The organism is Pseudoalteromonas luteoviolacea, assembly GCF_018100925.1.
GTDB classification, from domain to species: domain Bacteria; phylum Pseudomonadota; class Gammaproteobacteria; order Enterobacterales; family Alteromonadaceae; genus Pseudoalteromonas; species Pseudoalteromonas obscura.
Map to the genome: position 1 here is coordinate 90,340 of NZ_JAGJEH010000014.1, position 17,924 is coordinate 108,263.

The 17,924-nt window shown below is 44.5% G+C and carries 16 protein-coding genes and 1 riboswitch; of the genes, 9 read left to right on the top strand and 7 right to left on the bottom strand.

Translation table 11 applies throughout. From position 1 onward, the window contains the following. Positions 1–65: 65 nt before the first annotated feature. From J8M00_RS24015 to dapA, 5 genes are all read right to left on the bottom strand, one after another. On the bottom strand, positions 66–266 hold the full coding sequence (locus tag J8M00_RS24015) for a hypothetical protein (protein ID WP_211012947.1): 201 nt from the start codon (positions 264–266) through the stop codon (positions 66–68). A 205-nt stretch (positions 267–471) separates the two neighbouring features. Then, on the bottom strand, positions 472–1,584 hold the full coding sequence (locus J8M00_RS24020; RefSeq protein WP_211012948.1) for a succinylglutamate desuccinylase/aspartoacylase family protein: 1,113 nt from the start codon (positions 1,582–1,584) through the stop codon (positions 472–474). Between the two features lie 2 nt (positions 1,585–1,586). Continuing rightward, on the bottom strand, positions 1,587–2,792 hold the full coding sequence (locus tag J8M00_RS24025) for a PLP-dependent decarboxylase (protein WP_211012949.1): 1,206 nt from the start codon (positions 2,790–2,792) through the stop codon (positions 1,587–1,589). Further along, on the bottom strand, positions 2,792–3,532 hold the full coding sequence (locus J8M00_RS24030; protein ID WP_023397701.1) for a 2,3,4,5-tetrahydropyridine-2,6-dicarboxylate N-succinyltransferase: 741 nt from the start codon (positions 3,530–3,532) through the stop codon (positions 2,792–2,794). The genes J8M00_RS24025 and J8M00_RS24030 overlap by 1 nt, the downstream gene beginning before the upstream one ends. A gap of 10 nt (positions 3,533–3,542) precedes the next feature. Then, entirely contained in the window at positions 3,543–4,427 is an 885-nt protein-coding gene (gene dapA, locus J8M00_RS24035; protein WP_211012993.1) for a 4-hydroxy-tetrahydrodipicolinate synthase, read from the bottom strand. Between the two features lie 118 nt (positions 4,428–4,545). Beyond that, positions 4,546–4,722: riboswitch (Lysine riboswitch) on the bottom strand. 259 nt (positions 4,723–4,981) lie between these two features. Here dapA and J8M00_RS24040 point away from each other — a divergent pair. Beyond that, positions 4,982–6,649, top strand: a complete 1,668-nt coding sequence (locus J8M00_RS24040) for an ATP-binding response regulator (RefSeq protein WP_211012950.1) — start codon at positions 4,982–4,984, stop codon at positions 6,647–6,649. Between the two features lie 89 nt (positions 6,650–6,738). Here the strand turns inward: J8M00_RS24040 and J8M00_RS24045 are convergent, their stop codons facing one another. Beyond that, the gene (locus J8M00_RS24045; protein ID WP_348772568.1) at positions 6,739–7,617 is read right to left on the bottom strand and encodes a TraB/GumN family protein; all 879 of its coding nucleotides are present in this window, start codon (positions 7,615–7,617) and stop codon (positions 6,739–6,741) included. A 516-nt stretch (positions 7,618–8,133) separates the two neighbouring features. Here J8M00_RS24045 and ilvG point away from each other — a divergent pair. The 8 genes from ilvG (at position 8,134) to can (ending at position 17,529) form a co-directional block, all read left to right on the top strand. Beyond that, entirely contained in the window at positions 8,134–9,783 is a 1,650-nt protein-coding gene (gene ilvG, locus J8M00_RS24050) for an acetolactate synthase 2 catalytic subunit (protein ID WP_211012995.1), read from the top strand. Beyond that, positions 9,780–10,022 (top strand): acetolactate synthase 2 small subunit, encoded by a 243-nt coding sequence (ilvM, locus tag J8M00_RS24055; RefSeq protein WP_023397706.1) that lies wholly within the window; start codon positions 9,780–9,782, stop codon positions 10,020–10,022. The genes ilvG and ilvM overlap by 4 nt, the downstream gene beginning before the upstream one ends. 20 nt (positions 10,023–10,042) lie before the next feature. After that, positions 10,043–10,966: a branched-chain amino acid transaminase gene (locus J8M00_RS24060; RefSeq protein WP_211012951.1), complete on the top strand. Its 924-nt coding sequence runs from the start codon at positions 10,043–10,045 to the stop codon at positions 10,964–10,966. Positions 10,967–11,040: 74 nt separating this feature from the next. Further along, a complete protein-coding gene (gene ilvD / locus J8M00_RS24065) occupies positions 11,041–12,897 on the top strand; it encodes a dihydroxy-acid dehydratase (RefSeq protein WP_211012952.1) in 1,857 nt (618 codons plus the stop codon). A gap of 2 nt (positions 12,898–12,899) precedes the next feature. After that, positions 12,900–14,441, top strand: coding sequence for a threonine ammonia-lyase, biosynthetic (gene ilvA / locus J8M00_RS24070; RefSeq protein ID WP_211012953.1), 1,542 nt, complete (start codon positions 12,900–12,902; stop codon positions 14,439–14,441). Positions 14,442–14,511: 70 nt separating this feature from the next. Next, a complete protein-coding gene (locus tag J8M00_RS24075) occupies positions 14,512–15,561 on the top strand; it encodes an ABC transporter substrate-binding protein (protein ID WP_211012954.1) in 1,050 nt (349 codons plus the stop codon). 76 nt (positions 15,562–15,637) lie between these two features. Beyond that, entirely contained in the window at positions 15,638–16,822 is a 1,185-nt protein-coding gene (locus tag J8M00_RS24080; protein WP_211012955.1) for a methyltransferase, read from the top strand. A 14-nt stretch (positions 16,823–16,836) separates the two neighbouring features. After that, positions 16,837–17,529, top strand: coding sequence for a carbonate dehydratase (can, locus tag J8M00_RS24085; protein ID WP_211012956.1), 693 nt, complete (start codon positions 16,837–16,839; stop codon positions 17,527–17,529). A 49-nt stretch (positions 17,530–17,578) separates the two neighbouring features. On the opposite strand, the gene ubiK is transcribed toward can, so the two are convergent. Next, positions 17,579–17,842 (bottom strand): ubiquinone biosynthesis accessory factor UbiK, encoded by a 264-nt coding sequence (ubiK, locus tag J8M00_RS24090; protein ID WP_023397713.1) that lies wholly within the window; start codon positions 17,840–17,842, stop codon positions 17,579–17,581. Positions 17,843–17,924 lie beyond the last annotated feature (82 nt).

The window sequence follows — 17,924 nt, forward strand, 5'->3', positions numbered from 1 at the left end:
ACTGAGTGTAAATAACAAAAAAGCCACCGTGTGCACACGGTGGCTTTTTTACTTTTAAAGGGAGTCTAGCGTGTAACGCAGTAGATCCCCTGATTAGTCTTACAAGCATCGCCAGTCGGGCAAGTTCTCTGTCTAACTGTAGTGGTTGCAGGTGTTGGCCATGATCCCGTACCGCCTGCTACATGGGGCGTATTTTCATTAGGTAGTAATTGTTTATCTTGTGACAGGGTTTTTAGGTGCTTTTTATTTATTTGCATTTTCATCATTATCTCCTTTTAAAAATCTGCATTTACGAGCCAATAGGCTGTTTAAAATTAAACCACTTGTAAAGTGAGATAAATTCAAATACGCAAAAGGAATTCTAAAGGTGGCAGGTACGAGAGATATGGTGAAAAATGGAAAAAAGGGTGGCGACCATGTCACCACACCTTAGCAAGTAAGTCTCAGACCTACCTACTCTCACGCAATTTTTTATAGTTCAAAGTAATTAGTAAATAACTTATACAATTCGGTACCTTGGTTTACGCTTGCTGAAGCAAAGTGCAATATAGCGATGGCATCATGATCAAACGTAATCGGGTTTAAAGCTTCACCTTGCGCATACTTGTCCATGCGCAAAATATTGACGAGTGTCTCGCCGGCTTTAATATGCGCACCAAGCGCTGCTTGGTATTCCACCATACCGCCTATCGGGGCGTAAAAAGCTACGTAGTCTTGCAAATAGCAGGCGTATCGCTGTATTGGTTTAGGTTGGTATGTGCTATCTAGGATCACTTCTTTATGAGTCAGGTAGCTCAGAAGACTATCAGCATCTTGTTGTGCTTCGCTCAGGTCAATGTGCTCCTGAGATCCAAGCTCTACAGTAAATGCTTCATTTGTCGTTGTAATCTCTCTACCCAGTGCGCTGAACGCTTCACTGAGTTGCCACCAAGGGCAAAAACAAGCTTCGTCCATCGCACCATCAAATTCATTAGGTATCAGTAGGGTGTGAGGGATGTCAAAGTATTTGGCGCTCGCTTGTGCATATTCTGGACAGTACAAATGTTTTGAAGAGATTGGCCCCGTATGTAAATCAAGGACTAAGTCAGCCTCATGAGCAAGGCGCTGAAGATTAACCGCAATGCGCTTGCCAGTTTTGAGCTGGTGCAACGGTTGGGCAAGTATCTCATCTGTTTTACTAATTAATAGCTGTTTAAATTCACTGCGGATCACCTGCTCTGAAGCATCAACGTACTTTGCAGCAAAGTCGGCGACCAGATGAGTATGATCATGATATAGGCGATTCCAATTCTCTCCCGTGATGGGGTCGAAGCGGCCCAGTGTAAACTCTCCTGACTTTTGATTACAGCCAATCGGATTTGCATAGGGGACCAAGGTAATTGAACCATTAAGCTGAACTGTTTTTAGTTTTTCTAGTAAGGCATAAATCACGGCATTGCCCTGTACTTCGGCGCCATGCATATTTGCTTGAATGTAGACTTTGGGCCCTTTGTTTCGATCACCAACAGTAAACACAGGAATAGACAAAGCTTGGCCATTCGCCAGCTCTGCTACTTGAATGGATGTTTGGGCTATCTGATTCATTGTTACCTCAAATAATTCTGTGGTGTCAGTGGTGGTCTAACACAGCGGGTTTGGCCGGACTGGTAGGTGTACTCGCTTGGCAATGTATGGCAGAGAAAGTAGGGCATGCTTTCAGTGAAACCATAGGCACCACATTGACTAAATACAATCCAGTCTTGCTCGGTTATATCGCCTGGTAGTGTGTGCTCTCCCAAGTGATCTAAGGCTGTGCATAGCGGACCGTGCAGGGTAAACGTCTTTGGCGTAGATGTACTGTCACGTAACAGTTCGGCAGGAAATGCCTGTGTGGTTACTGCTGGTCGTAAAATATGATTTATACCGCCCGCTAATATCAACTGATTGCTACTGTAGTTGCGCTTTTGTTCCACGACAGGATTAACGTAATAGCCGCATTCACCCACGGCATATCTACCTAATTCCATCCATAATTCATCAACATTAGCTTGTTTCTTAATGTTTTCTAAGCTGTCTAAAATTGCACTCCAATCAATCGCTGATTGAGATGCGGCGTATGGAATCCCTAAGCCTCCACCTAAATCTAAAACACGCAAATTAATATCTAGCTGTTCGGCTAATGTGACGAGGGGGTCAATCATTTGCTGCCAGAGGGAAGCTAATTTCTCTGCGTCTAACATATTACCCCACTGGAAGATATGCAGACCGACAAAATCCAAATGATCATATTCACTGATAGATAGAGATGACCACTCCTGTGTTCCTAAACCAAATGGCGTTAAGCTATCTCCGCCTAATGGATTTTTTTCATTATCAGGCCAGCGCAACTGAATGCGTAGCAAGATACGTAATTGGATTTTATGACGCTTGGCTGCATCTTGCAGCCAAGCAACCTGATTGAGGCTTTCCGCTACAAAGGTGGTTACACCTAAGCTTAAGAATTCTTCAATTTGGCGTTTGGACTTAGCTGGTCCTGTATTGAGTACGCGGTTAGCATTGATACCTTGCGCTAAAACCTGTTGCAATTCACCACTACTGGCAACGTCAAAATCAAACCCTGCTTGATCTAATGTTTGAATGATACTAGACAATGGGTTTGCTTTGACTGCGTACCAAAGTTTCACAACGGTTTGTTCAGTTAATTGTGTTAAGTGAGCGTGCAACGCATCTAAGTCGTAAAAATAGAACGGTTCGTGCTGGTTCTGTACCAGATCAGAAATCGCTGTTTTTACTGGCGTACTCAAAGCTGGCATTAGCGAAGCACCTCTTCTAACTCAAGGGCTGCGTCACTTTGCTCATCGCGGTATTTGACGATAAGAGCACAGGATAAGCTCAAACCCTGCTGTTGCGCCCATTCACCATTCGCAGGACGAGAGCCAGGGATCACAATGGCATTTTCAGGGATTGCTTCGCCTTTTTCCAACACCCTTTCGTTAACACAGTCGTACACAGGAATACTTGCCGAGAGGCGAACTCCTGGCGCTAATACAGCACCTTTTTTCACAACAACGCCTTCAACCAAAACGCAACCAGCGCCAATGAAAGCATCGTCTTCTACAACCACTGGGCTTGCCCCGACAGGCTCTAATACTCCGCCTACCTGTACGGCCGCGCTGAGATGTACATTTTTACCAATTTGTGCACACGAGCCAACCAACGCATGGCTATCTACCATAGTACCTTCATCGATATACGCACCGATATTAACGTAAGCTGGTGGCATAATTATTGTGCCTGAAGCGACGTATGCACCGCGTCGAACACTGCTTCCACCTGGGACCATTCTCACACCGGCTTCAGCTGCGAATCCTTGAGGTGCTAAGTTATCTTTGTCGACAAAGCCGCCTGGATATTCTGTATTTGTGCCGTTTCTGAAGGCTTCTAAGATACCTTCTTTGACCTCGACATTGGCATGCCAGTTGCCTTGTTCGTCCTGTGTCGCTGCACGAACAGTGCCATTTTCTAGGTTGTTTAATAGGGTTAACCAGCTCATGTATACTTCCTTAACTCCAAGATAAAATAGTTGAATTTGCGGTTTTGATAAACGTTGTATCACTGAGCTCCAAGTGGGTCAGTGGTGGGCGAAGACGCGGCGAAGCCAGCTGTCCTTGCAAGTGCATTAAGACCTTGACGGGGATCGGGTTGGCTACGCTAAATAAGCTGTTTACCGCGTCTGTCCAAGTGGTAAATAAATTTGGAAACGTGCCAGCAAGCGAGCGCTTTACAAACTCGGCTGTTTGCTGAGGCCAAGCATTGGCAGCAACAGAGACAAGGCCGGCCGCTCCCGCTTGTGCAAAGTACGGCATCAATCCATCGTCTCCACTATAAATAGCGAGATCAGGTGATGCTTTACGGAAAGATTCAAAGGTAGCAATATCACCACTGGCTTCTTTGAGCGCCCATAGTTTGGGGTGGGAAGCAAGATTTTCAATAACATTTGGACTTATTGAAACAGCGCTGCGTCCAGGAACGTTGTACAACATACATGGGCGATCACTGGCATCCAATAGTGTTTTAAACCAGTGTGTCAGACCCACGTTACCTGGCTTCGCGTAGAGCGGTGAGCCAACCAAAAAGGCATCGATCGGTTGGGTGTTGCAAAATTCAACCCAGTCGAGTTGTAACGCAAGATCATGGCCGCCAATAGCAACCATCAATGGGACCGTTGGCGACAGTTCACAAACATAACGCACTATGTCGCGCTGCTCTTGCTGTGAAAGTGCAAGCCCTTCACCGGTACTACCGAGTAAAAGTATGCCATTACCAGCTTGTTGTTGTGCAAGTACTAGCTGCGCTAACGTTTGAAAATCAACGTGGTTGTTATCGTCGAACGGCGTAACAAGCGCTGTCCATAACGGGTAGTCAGATAAGTTGTATTTAGATTTCATCTCTACCGAACTTAAATGCAGCTCGGAAGGTGACTTGAAGTGCAAATCCAGCTTCCGAACAATTAAAATTCGAAGAGCAATGGACTTAAAACAGCATAAGGCATGGCCTTATCTTTCTAAGACCAGAAGCTCTCCACCAAATATGTTGGTGACAGTCGCTGGGATTCAGCCCATGCGCCCGAAAAAATCAATTAGCAAAGATGATTTCTTCTCGGCGTTAATTCCCCTCACTAAATGTCATCGGAGTTTGCTCTCCTCAATTTAGCTACCTGAATAACGCACCTCTTCCAGCCCTCAAAATAGCCATTACAGCTACTTTGCGATAATAGGGTCAGACGGGATTGAAACATTTTGGCCGTCTAGGTGTCAAGCTCCAATCTGTAAAAGACTGAAATTAAGCTACACTTCTGTTTGTATGCAGCTCAATTTTATCTCTATTATTTTGCACCAAACACGGAGGCAGCCGGTTGCTTAAGATATTGAAAACATTTCGCTTCAGGTACATTTTAGCGATTTCTATTATGGTCATTGTCATCACAACAGCGATGGCAACTATGCAGATACTATTATCTCAACAAGCTGCCAGTACGTACGTGATCAATACGGCAGGGATGCAGAGAATGCTGTCGCAAAAAGCGGCGTTATTATTAGGTGCTGAGTACATACGCGAGCATCCAGGTACGTTTGATGAACAGCAAATGCTGCGTGATGCATTAGATAAAATGGCTGAAAACCAAGCTTTTTTATTAGCAAAGTCGGGTGGGCGCTATGCTCACTTATCTTCTGATCTACAACAGTTTTATTTTCAACCTCCGGTTGCTTTGGCAACTCGGGTTGAAGAGTACATTGATTTAGTCAAAACTGCGCACAGCCTTGCCCTTGTCGGCAATTTGAAAGTAGAAAAGTTGATCCAAGTTCAATCCCGAGCTAACGAACTTTTAATTGCTCTAGATCAGGCGGTTACGCTACATGAGTTAGTAGCTACTAACAAAGTAAAGAAGCTGCAAAATGTTGAGCTATTCATTTGGCTTTTTGGGCTCATGATCCTCATTATCGAAGCGCGTTGGATTTTCTATCCGATGGAAAAAAGCATTCAGAAGAAAATTACACGGCTTCAGACACTACGCATTGAAGCCAATCGTCTAAAGCGCAGTAAGAGTGAATTTTTGGCACGAGCAAGCCATGAGATGCGTACGCCGCTGCAAGCCGTTATGGGATATCTGGCACTGTTTAAAGAATCAGCTCAATCTGCTCACCTAGAGGTTGTCGAACACGCAGCAAAGCAGCTTAATATTCTGCTCTCAGCAATAGATGACTACAATGTGCTATCAGAGAATAAAGAAATTAAGTTAGACAATAAAACCGCTTGTCTGTTTGATACTTTATCTCACTCGTTAGCAATTTATAAACCGCTTATGCAGCAGAAATCGTTAAGTTTTACAACGGACTTAGGGGCTGGTTTGTCACAAGTTGTCGAATGTGATCACAATCGTTTGGCTTGGTTGGTTGGGCAAATATTGGACAATGCCGTGAAGTACACTGAATACGGAGAAGTGAGGCTAGAAGCGGATTGTCACCAAAGGTGTGAAGAAGCCATCTTTCACTGCCTGATAACAGATACGGGACCGGGTATTAACCAAACCCAAGCCAAAATTGATGAAGAGGAAAATTATCAAGGAATGCAGTTGGGGCTTACTCGTGCGCAGCTCATTATCAATATGCTCGGTGGTGAAATGAGCTTTACGGATAATATACCAACCGGTACTCAGGTATTATTAGAGATCCCTGTGAAAGTGGCTAAATCTGCTGCATTGACACCGTTTGAGTTGAGTAGAGAAAACCCGGCTCTGTTGGTGGAGGACAACTTACTAAATGCACGTGTTGTTGTGACATTATTAGAAAAGTTGGGCCTGTCAGTGATACATGTAGTAAACGGGCAAGAAGCGCTATCTGAGTTACAAAAGCAAGAGTTTAGTTTGGTATTGATGGATTTGAATATGCCTGTGATGGATGGTTTCACAGCAATAAAGATGATCCGTCATAACCTTGGATTAGAGTTGCCCATATTGGTACTTACCGCAAATACCACAGAGCAGGCTATCAATAGAGTGTATGAATTAGGAGCGAACGCCCACTTATTTAAGCCCGTTGATTTAAAAACCTTACGAGAAAAAGTCGAACTGCTAATAACCCCCTCGGTCGTGAACGACTCACTGTCTTGATTATTGGTTTTCAAGGAGGTTACAGTACATGGCGGCATGTTTTTGGTAGATTAAAGGGTTAGGTGTAAGGTATTCTTACACCTATCAATTTATATTCTCTTGACTATAAAGCCCTGTGCTTTTAGTAATTCAATCAAGCCATGTTGTTTGGGTAAGTGCAGTGCGCCTACAGCAATAAAATGCGATGTTTTACTCATGTCGGGGAGCAGAGTACGGACCCAAGTATGGTTGCGCTCAATCACTAGTACTTGTTCAGCAAGTCGTGCATATTTGGAATCATCAAAGCTCAGCTCGTAATACTTGCTCAATATAGCATCGTCGCCCGTTTTCCAGGCTTCTATCATATCTTTAATAAAGTCATCAGCTTCTCGCATTTGGGAGAGGGTTTGTGTCACCATCTCATCACTCATAATCGCGATCTGGCTGAACATTTCTAATTGTTGCTCAAATAGCTCTAGCTCTTTGATGTTTTTTTTATGTTTAATAGCGTGTGCAATAACTTGTTTATCTATGCCATACGTATCAGTTAATCCCGCCTTTTGATATTCAAGCTGCACAATTGTGAGGATGACAGCCCACGCTGGCGTACTGTTGAATAGTGCGATATTGATCCCCCGCTTGGTAAAATAGGTTTCGAGTTGTTTATAAACTTTTTGGGATACGGCTTGTGGCAATGGACGGCTATTGGAGTTGGCTATAAATGCGGCTGTTTTGTTCTGAATTTCAAATGGCGACAGTGCACTCATATTGAGTTCTACAACGGTATTTTCAGACTGCTCGATGGCACTTTTAACCTTGTCAGGCAAACCTTGCATACTGGGATCACCAACATGAACAGTACCGAATAAATAGGAAGTCACCCCATTTTTTTCTACGCTCCACAGTGCTGGAGCAGCTTGACTTAGTGTGCTAAAAAATAGCAACAAGCAAAATGACGAGACTAATTTAAAAAACGAAATGTGTTTCACTGCAGTGGTCCTTTTATGTCTTGGATTAAACATCATAATCAATTGAATAAGTAAATCACAAAAAATTAATACAGAAATCTGATATGCATAATTGTCTTCGATATATTGAGGTAGTTTACCCTTATGTAAGTTTGCCTCTGTTGTCTTGGATAAATACACTTAGAATGTGTTGTTTTTGGGTTTTTTATTTCTTTATTCGTATTTTTAAACAGTAAAATGGCATAGTTTTTATGGTTGACATGTAACCTGTCGCAGGTTACTAATAGAATAAGAACACGCAGACAGTATTTGTCTGCCAGAGAATGCAATCAAGCACAGTACAATTTTTTGGATTTGGATTTATGTTACTAACAGCAAAACTACTAGTCGTGATTATCAACGTGGTGATTATTATTACCGCGGGGGCTTTGTAGTGCTGTAAGAAAAGAATCAGCTAAAAGCCCCCCGCACTGAAAAGTTCGGGGGGCTTTTTCGTTTTAGGGCAAAAAAACAGAGCAAAGGGCAATGAGCAAAACAATGACAGGCGCACAAATGGTAATCGATATCCTTGTTAAACAGGGTATCTCAGACGTATTCGGCTACCCAGGCGGGGCAATTATGCCGATTTACGATGCGTTGTATGGTGCGCCACTCAAGCATTATTTAACTCGCCATGAGCAAGGAGCAGGGTTTGCGGCAGTTGGCTATGCACGCAGCACTGGTAAGTTAGGTGTTTGTTTTGCTACTTCGGGGCCTGGCGCAACGAATTTAGTGACTGCACTGGCTGATGCAATGATGGACTCGGTTCCGCTTTTGGCAATCACTGGGCAAGTTCCTACTGCGGCAATTGGTTCTGATGCGTTCCAAGAGGTTGATGTTTTAGGGATGTCTTTATCGTGTACGAAACATAGTTTTATGGTAGAGCGCGCAGAGGATTTGGCTGAAGTACTGCAACAGGCGATGCACTTAGCGGTATCAGGAAGACCTGGGCCCGTATTAGTTGATATTCCAAAAGATATTCAACAAGCGCTAGTGCCTTTTTCTCCTTGGAGTGCAGACACTCAAGCACAAGAAGCACCGATATTAAATGATCTAGCATTGGCCAATGAGCTGTTGAAAAAAGCCTCAAAGCCAGTGGCGTATGTCGGTGGCGGCGTTCATAGCGCTGATGCGCAACCAGCATTGATGGCATTTTTGGAGCAAACTCAGATGCCTGCGGTATCTACTTTGAAAGCGCTCGGCAGTGTTTTACCTGAATACGAATACGACTTGGGCATGCTGGGTATGCACGGGACAAAGGCGGCAAATTTAGCTGTGCAAGAATGTGACTTACTGGTGTGTATCGGTGCGCGATTTGATGATCGAGTGACGGGAAATCTAGCCAAATTTGCCGCCAAAGCGAAAGTGATCCACTTAGATATTGATGCTGCTGAAATTGGCAAGCGCAAGCCAGCTGCGGCTTCATTGGTGGCTGATTTAAATGTCTCTTTGCCTTTATTACAGGGCGTTTTAGCACCTGCGGATTGGCGTGCGCATATCAGCCATATGCAGCGAGAGTATGCTTGGCGATATGACTACCCTGGAGAGAAAGTTTTTGCGCCTTATTTGCTGAATAAACTGAGCCATGATGTACCTCAAGATACAGTTGTTTGTTGCGATGTGGGTCAGCATCAAATGTGGGTTGCACAGCATATGAAATTTAGCCATCCGAGCAACCATCTTAGCAGCGGTGGCGCTGGTACTATGGGATTTGGCCTGCCAGCGGCAATTGGGGCGAAAATCGCGCGTCCGGACAACATGGTTATCACGGTTTCAGGCGACGGTTCAATCATGATGAATATCCAAGAGTTAGCGACTATCAGAAGAAATAACCTTGCCGTAAAGATAGTTATTCTAGACAACCAAAGACTGGGTATGGTGAGACAGTGGCAAGAGTTATTTTTCTCGGCGCGATACAGCGAAACAAACTTGTCAGATAACCCTGACTTCGTGCAGTTGGCCGCTGTGTTTGGTATCCCAGGGCAAACTATCACCCATGCATCAGAAGTAGACGATGCAATTGAAAAACTAGTAAATAGCTCAGGTCCTTACATTTTACATGCCTGTATTGATGATAAAGAAAATGTTTGGCCTCTTGTACCGCCGGGTGCGGCAAATGATGAAATGTTAACGGAGAACACACAATGAAACATCAATTAACTGTGGCTGTAAAAAATCAAAGCGTTGCTGTTGAGCGTTTTCTACGTGTGGCTCGACACCGTGGATTTCGTCTAATGCAATTGCAATTAGAGGGGCAGGATGAGTTGTTTCTCGTCAAAATGACAGTAGATAGTGAGAAACCTATCTATCTATTAACATCACAATTAAATAAGCTAGTGGATGTGCAGTCGGTTGATTTGCATACATTACAGCAGCAGGCAATATAACAATATTAAGGTTTTAAAGAATGACACAAACATCAGAACTTATTTGGCACAACGGTGAAATGATCCCTTACCAAGAGGCGACAACGCATGTTTTGAGCCATGCACTACATTATGGTAGCTCGGTATTCGAAGGGATCAGAGCATATGATACGCCAAATGGTCCTGCCATATTTCGCTTGGACGATCATATTCAACGCTTGTTTGATTCCGCGAAAATTTACCGCATGGAGATCCCGTTTTCTCAAGAAGAGGTTAAAGCAGCGTGTAAGCAGGCGGTCAAAGAAAATGGATTCAGCAATGCTTACTTGAGACCATTTGCGTTTCTAGGCCATGTCGGGCTGGGACTTAACCCTAAATCACATATTGCTGACGTTACTGTCGCAGCAATGGAGTGGGGGGCATATCTAGGTGAAGACAGCTTAGCTGAAGGAGTAGATGTGTGCGTTTCGTCTTGGAGTCGTCTTGCACCAAACACCATGCCAACGGCTGCAAAAGCAGGGGGTAATTACCTTTCTTCACAGTTGATTTCAGGTGAAGCTAAACGCAATGGCTATGTAGAAGGTATTGCACTGGATGTGAATGGTTACTTAAGTGAAGGTGCGGGTGAAAACCTCTTTATGGTTAGAAAGGGCGTGCTTTATACACCTCCAACTACAGCGTGTATATTACCTGGCTTGACCCGCGATACCATTATTCATTTAGCAAAAGAACGAGGCTATGAAGTCAGAGAAGAGCCAATTGCTCGTGAAGCGTTGTACTTGGCTGATGAGTTTTTCATGGTAGGAACCGCAGCAGAAGTAGTTCCTGTACGCAGCGTTGATAAGATCCAAGTTGGTGCGGGTAAACGCGGACCTATCACAGCAGAGTTACAGCAGGCTTATTTTGATTTAGTTAAAGGGCAATCAAAAGACCCAGAGGGTTGGCTAGATTACGTGAATAGCTAAAACGTTGTAGGTTAATTATTTTTTGGGAATGAGGTACTACCGCGCATCGGTAGAATTGAGAAAGAGGGGTAGACATGGCTAAGTTACGAAGTAAAACAACGACTGAGGGTCGCAAACGTGCAGGCGCGAGAGCACTATGGCGTGCGACAGGAATGACAGACGAAGATTTTCACAAACCGATGATTGCGGTAGTCAATTCATACACACAATTCGTACCTGGTCATGTACACCTTAATCAGCTCAGTGACTTGATGGCTGATGCCATCAGAGAAGCAGGCGGTGTGCCGCGCGAGTTTAATACGATAGCCATTGATGATGGGATCGCTATGGGTCATGGAGGTATGTTGTATTCTTTGCCCTCGCGAGACCTGATAGCTGACTCTGTTGAATATATGGTGAACGCACACTGTGCCGATGCAATGGTCTGCATATCAAACTGTGACAAAATTACCCCAGGTATGTTGTTGGCGGCTCTAAGGCTTAATATTCCAGTAATTTTTGTCTCAGGTGGACCAATGGAAGCGGGCAAAACCCGCTTGGCAGATATCGACTTGAAGCTCGATTTGGTCGATGCGATGGTAAAAGGTGCCGATCCAACTGTGAGCGATGAAGATTCAGATCAAGTTGAGCGTTCTGCTTGCCCAACATGTGGCTCTTGTTCAGGTATGTTTACTGCGAATTCAATGAACTGTCTTCTTGAATCTCTTGGACTGGCTTTGCCAGGTAACGGCACAACACTTGCGACGCACAAAGATAGAAGACAACTATATGATGGCGCAGCAAAACGCATTGTCGCGCTATGTGATGAGTATTACCAACAAGACAATGACTCAGTGTTACCGAGAAATATTGCCAACCAAGCCGCTTTTAACAACGCAATGACGCTGGATATTGCAATGGGCGGTTCATCAAACACGGTACTGCACATTTTAGCTGCTGCACAAGAAGCAGGGGTTGATTTTGATATGGCAGATATCGATCAACTGTCGCGAAATACGCCGTTCTTATGCAAAGTTGCACCGGCGACTCAGCAATACCACATTGAAGATGTACACCGAGCAGGTGGCATTATGGCGATTTTAAATGAATTGGCAAAAGCCGGGAAATTAGATCTTTCTGTCGGTCATGTTGCTGGTGGCACACTCGGTGAGGTATTGGCGCGTTGGGATGCCAATGACAGCACAAATGAAAAGGCTCAAACATTCTATCGTGCTGGCCCTGCGGGGATCCGTACAACAACAGCGATGAGCCAAGAGTATCGCTGGGATACACTAGATTTGGACCGCGAGGGCGGGTGTATTCGCAGTGCCGAACATGCATTTCGTCAAGACGGTGGTTTGGCGGTTTTAACTGGTAACTTAGCACCAGACGGCTGCATTGTGAAAAGTGCGGGTGTGGTTGATGAAATGCTTGAGTTTACTGGGCCTGCGGTAGTGTATGAATCTCAAGATGATGCGGTAGAAGGGATCTTAGGCGGCGATGTCAAAAAAGGTGATGTCGTCTTGATCCGCTACGAAGGTCCAAAAGGTGGACCTGGGATGCAAGAAATGCTGTACCCAACTAGTTACCTGAAATCAATGGGATTAGATAAAGATTGTGCGCTCTTAACGGATGGACGTTTTTCTGGTGGTACATCAGGCTTGTCGATTGGTCATGTATCACCGGAAGCAGCAAGTGAAGGGACATTAGCGCTAGTAGAAAATGGCGATCTTATAGCGATTAACATTCACACTCGTTCAATTGATGTGTTATTGGATGATACCGAATTAACTCTGCGCCGTGAAAAGCAAAGCGCACGAGGTAAAGAAGCCTATAAACCGCTTAATCGCGAGCGTGTGGTAACACCTGCATTAAAAGCATATGCGCTATTGGCAACCAGTGCTGATAAAGGCGCGGTAAGAGACCTGGAAAAATTAGAGGAGCTCAGTTAGCTATGGTGGCACAAGAGCTAGACTACTTTAGGGCTATTATTCAGGCAAATATGGCACCATTGGTGAAGCAAACGGATGTGAGTCACCTAAAAGGGTTGTCTGAACGGCTCAACCATCAAGTTTGGCTAAAGCGTGAAGATCAACAGCCTGTTTATTCATTTAAACTCAGAGGCGCATTTAATAAGTTGCGCCAACTCCCTGAAAACTCGCATGTGGTCACCGCATCTGCGGGGAACCATGCTCAAGGAGTGGCTCTGAGTGCTGCGCACTTGGGGCACAAAGCAACCATTGTGATGCCTGTGACTACGCCTGAAATTAAGGTTAACGCAGTGAGGAATATGGGGGGACATGTTGTTTTGCATGGTCACCACTTTGATGCGGCGAATGCCCATGCACAAACGTTGTGCCAGCAACAAGGCGGTGTGTTTGTACCACCATTTGACGACAAAGATGTGATTGTTGGACAGGGCACGGTGGCACGAGAAATGATGCAACAGCTAGATAAGCTGGATGTTGTATTTATCCCTGTGGGGGGAGGCGGACTGTTGGCGGGAATGGCAGTATATATAAAGTCCCTGCGTCCGGATATTCGTGTTATCGGTGTTGAAGCCACGGAAAGTGCTTGTTTGTACGCAGCAATGGAGCAAGGCGAACCCGTTGAGTTAGAACAAGTCGGATGTTTTGCCGATGGTATTGCTGTCAAGCGTATTGGAGAGGAAACCTTTCGGCTAGCACAAACATATTGTGATGAAGTGATGCTGGTGACAACAGATGAGATCTGTGCGGCAGTGCAAGATATCTTTATCGAAACGCGCGCCATTGCTGAGCCTTCAGGTGCGGTTGCCCTAGCGGGATTAAAGAAATGGAGCGCCACGCACTCTCAGTCATCAATGTCATTGGCAGCTGTATTATCGGGGGCAAATCTCAATTTTGACCGGTTGCGCTATATTGCAGAGCGAACTGCCCTTGGTGCAAAAAGTGAAGCGCTTCTAGGCGTAACCATAGATGAACGAAAAGGGAGTTTTAAGCAGTTTTGCAATACGCTTGGTGGGCGTTCAATTACAGAGTTTAATTATCGATTTGCCGGAGGCAATAAGGCCCAGATCTTTGTTGGGATAGGGCTGCGCAGCGCGGAAGAAGAGTTACAAGAGTTAAAAGCCAGTTTAGAAGAGAATGAATATGAGTTTACCGACTTATCAGACAATGAGTTGGCTAAGTTACATATTCGATACATGGTTGGTGGAAAACCGCCTGTGGCTATTCAAGAAAGGTTGTTACGCTTTGAGTTCCCAGAGTACCCAGGTGCATTATTGAGGTTTTTAGAGATGCTGGGTTGTGAGTGGAATATTACTCTATTCCACTATCGCAATCATGGCGCTGCAAAAGGGCATGTTTTAGCTGGGTTTGAAATGGCTCCGCAAGAGCATGCAAAATTTGAAGAGCACTTGTGCCGCTTGGGTTATGACTATCAAGATGAAACTAATAACCCCTGTTTTAGTCAATACCTCAAATCAGATCAGGACTACGCTCGCAAAGTGAGTTGAGTTTAATGCCCTGACTGTCTTTTCTGTCCTTAGCCTTCTATATTCAATATAGACAGACTAAGGATAGCTTATGCTCCGTTGCCTCATTTTACTTATATTTGTTTGTGGAAGTGCATATGCCACGGTGCTAGAGCCTGTAACACTGCAACTGAAATGGGTGCATCAGTTTCAATTTGCAGGTTACTATGTTGCGAAGCAAAAAGGCTTTTATCGGGAGGCTGGGCTAGATGTCAATATCATGCCAGCTCAAATGCACCAACCTGATGAACAATTTAAAGTACTCACCGGTCAGGCACAATTTGGCGTGACACACTCAGGCTTGTTAGAACAGCGTATGTCAGGAAAACCGCTCGTCGCACTTGCTGCGGTGTTTCAATCTTCACCCTACTGCTGGATGGTACACGCCGATAGTAATATTTATTCGCCTAAGGATTTTCAAGGTAAAAGAATTAGTCACTTAGGTCGTTCCGAAGGCGCTGAACTTGTGCTCATTTTGGAGCGGGCAGGTATAGATGTAAGCCAATTACCAATTTATTCTGGCATGTCTCCTTTGCAGGATTTTAAAATGGGCAAGTTTGATGCGTTGCAAGTATATATTTCCAATGAGCCATTCAAAATGGCGCAGCAGGGTATAGCGACAAGGCAGATCTGTCCTAAGCATTATGGTATCAATGTGTATGCGGATATATTGTTTACTTCTGAAGACGTATACACGTATCGGCCTGAGTTGGTAGCGAAATTTCGTAGTGCCAGTTTGCGAGGGTGGCGATACGCGCTGGCAAACTTAGATGAAGCACTGCAGATCACTAAACTATATGCAAAGCAAAAAAGTTATGAAGAACTGGCCAATGAGGCGGACAAATTACTTCCTTTTATTAAGGCGCCAGGGATCCCTGTTGGCAACATGTCATTGGCGAGATGGCAGTGGATCGCGCAGTTGTACCATCTGGACCTTGTAAGTTTCCATGAGCACAAGAGTGCTTTTTTGTATTCAGATAGCAGTAAAACAGAAATTAATTGGTCTTGGATGTTGATCCTAGCCATCGTGTTAAGCATTTTGTGTGTGCCAATGTACATTAGTTTAGTATTACAGCGGAAAAGCTATAGTTTGCAAGATTGATTATGAAGGCTTGAAGATTTTCTAATCTGTCTCGGATAGATTACAATAGCGTGACTTGAAGTAACCTCTATTGCTTATGATCTCCTCTTACACTTCGCATTTTCAGTCACTGGATAGACTACTCTATGAAACCCGACAATACTGGCAACTATTGGCTTTTGATCACCTGACAACGCCGTGGCCAGAATTGGATGATTACCTATTGCAACTTGATGAAGCCACGTTGAGTGCATTGGATAGGGACCAAACAGCACTGCAGCATGCGTTGTCAGCGCATATTCCTCAACTGACGCAGATCAGTGAATTAACGAAAATTAATATGCCACTTCGGGACCGTCCAGAACTCCCATTTTGGTTAAGTAACGGTATTAAAGGGCGTAAAGTTGGACAGCTGCAAGACTTTGTCGCTGCGCTCAATGAGCGAGAACTGCCCATATTAGAGTGGTGCGCAGGTAAAGGGCATTTGGGTCGGATATTAGCTTATCAAGGGGTTCCACATGTTGATAGTATAGAGCTGCAGGCGCATTTGTGTGAGCAGGGCACGCACAGTGCCGTTCATCAAAAGTTAGCGATGACATTCCACTGTGCGAATGTCTTGACAGAACCCGTAGGTCATCACTTTAAACCACGCCAGCACGCAGTCGCACTGCATGCATGTGGTAAGTTGCATCAGAACTTTATGTATGAAGCTACACAGGTAGGTTGTGAAAAAATAAGTTTGTCGCCATGTTGTTATCACTTGTTCACCAGTGATGAATATCAGGCTATGAGTGACGTGGGTAAGCAGAGTAAACTGCTATTAACACACAACGATATGAAACTTGCACTACAAGAAACGGTTACCGCGCCTTCTCGCGTAGCAAAAGTGCGTAAAAAAGAAGTTTTATGGCGATTAGCCTTTGATGCGCTGAGGCGTGATATTACACACAGTACCAATTATGTTAGTGTGCCTTCAGTTAATAAAGCAATATTCTCTGGTGAATTTCACGAATTTTGTCACTGGGCGGCAGAACAAAAAGGACTAGAGCTGCCCCAAAAAATTGACTACCAACATTATTTGGCTCAGGCTCAAAAACGGCAAAAAGTCACTGAGCGCATCGAGCTAGTTCGCCACGGTTTTAGGCGTGCAATTGAATTGTGGCTAGTGCTAGATAGAGTGTTATATTTACAAGCTGCTGGGTATGATGTGACACTTGAACAGTTCTGTGAAAAGTCACTGACACCAAGGAATTTATTGATACAGGCAACAAAGCGCCAGTAGATAAGGGGATAGATATGTGCCAACAACAAAAAAGTCATCTAGCGCACTTGCTGGAAAATAATCGTCAGTGGGCTGAGCGTACACAATTACGCGATCCAGAGTTCTTCAAAACGTTGTCGATGCAACAAAACCCAGATTATTTATGGATCGGCTGCTCTGATTCCAGAGTACCAGCCAATGAGATCGTTGACTTACTTCCTGGCGAGTTATTCGTACATCGCAACGTCGCGAATGTGGTTGTACATACGGATCACAATTGTCTATCTGTCATGCAATACGCTGTAGAAGTTTTGAAGGTGAGTCATATCATGGTTGTTGGGCACTATGGGTGTGGTGGAGTTAAGGCTGCATTGGACGGGGCCAAGTTTGGGCTGATCGACAACTGGCTTAGGCATGTTGTTGATATCAAAGAGAAGCATCAAGCAGTATTGCGAGAAGTCAACGCCTCTGTGCGCAGTGACGTTTTGTGTGAGCTCAATGTCATAGAACAAGTTCGTAATGTATGCCGCACAAGCATTGTGCAAGATGCATGGCACAGAGGACAAAAGCTAGAAGTGCATGGCTGGGTATACGGACTTGAAGATGGGTTATTACATGAACTAGTCCCTGGCGTTAGCTCAGACCCAGGCTTGTCATCAAGCTATGAGCAAGCACTACTGTCATTGGTGACCCGGTACGTTGATCGCGGAGATCAACAAGCGGGCTAATCGATTGGTTATAAGCACACAGAATTGTGTGCTTGTCTACATGAAGTGATTATTCTGCGTCGTTTTGCTTTTCCAGCCTAGCTTCTAACTCGGCAACTTTGGCTTCTAATTCAGTTAGCTTTTCACGTGTTCTGATTAAAACTTTACTTTGAATATCAAATTCTTCACGACTTACAAAGTCCATTTCTGTCAATTTCGTTTGAATGGCTTGTTTGGTTTTCGCTTCAAATGTTTCTGCTAAATTACGCACACCTTGTGGCATGTTACTTGAGATCTGCTTTGCGATCTCTTCGATCTTTGCTGGGTTTATCATGTCAGTGCCTTATAGCTAGTTATTGCGGTTATCTTACCGTAAACCGTTGGCTCTATAAAAGTATTTTAGTGCGCTTGGAGCC

Bases quoted from the DNA above. Each gene is read 5' to 3' on its own strand.
- J8M00_RS24030 (WP_023397701.1), bottom strand. From the start codon at position 3,532: ATGAGCTGGTTAACCCTATTAAACAACCTAGAAAATGGCACTGTTCGT.
- ubiK (WP_023397713.1), bottom strand. From the start codon at position 17,842: ATGATAAACCCAGCAAAGATCGAAGAGATCGCAAAGCAGATCTCAAGT.
- J8M00_RS24080 (WP_211012955.1), top strand. From the start codon at position 15,638: ATGATCTCCTCTTACACTTCGCATTTTCAGTCACTGGATAGACTACTC.
- J8M00_RS24075 (WP_211012954.1), top strand. From the start codon at position 14,512: ATGCTCCGTTGCCTCATTTTACTTATATTTGTTTGTGGAAGTGCATAT.
- can (WP_211012956.1), top strand. From the start codon at position 16,837: ATGTGCCAACAACAAAAAAGTCATCTAGCGCACTTGCTGGAAAATAAT.
- ilvG (WP_211012995.1), top strand. From the start codon at position 8,134: ATGACAGGCGCACAAATGGTAATCGATATCCTTGTTAAACAGGGTATC.
- J8M00_RS24060 (WP_211012951.1), top strand. From the start codon at position 10,043: ATGACACAAACATCAGAACTTATTTGGCACAACGGTGAAATGATCCCT.
- ilvM (WP_023397706.1), top strand. From the start codon at position 9,780: ATGAAACATCAATTAACTGTGGCTGTAAAAAATCAAAGCGTTGCTGTT.
- J8M00_RS24015 (WP_211012947.1), bottom strand. From the start codon at position 266: ATGATGAAAATGCAAATAAATAAAAAGCACCTAAAAACCCTGTCACAA.
- dapA (WP_211012993.1), bottom strand. From the start codon at position 4,427: ATGAAATCTAAATACAACTTATCTGACTACCCGTTATGGACAGCGCTT.
- ilvA (WP_211012953.1), top strand. From the start codon at position 12,900: ATGGTGGCACAAGAGCTAGACTACTTTAGGGCTATTATTCAGGCAAAT.
- ilvD (WP_211012952.1), top strand. From the start codon at position 11,041: ATGGCTAAGTTACGAAGTAAAACAACGACTGAGGGTCGCAAACGTGCA.
- J8M00_RS24025 (WP_211012949.1), bottom strand. From the start codon at position 2,792: ATGCCAGCTTTGAGTACGCCAGTAAAAACAGCGATTTCTGATCTGGTA.
- J8M00_RS24040 (WP_211012950.1), top strand. From the start codon at position 4,982: ATGCAGATACTATTATCTCAACAAGCTGCCAGTACGTACGTGATCAAT.
- J8M00_RS24020 (WP_211012948.1), bottom strand. From the start codon at position 1,584: ATGAATCAGATAGCCCAAACATCCATTCAAGTAGCAGAGCTGGCGAAT.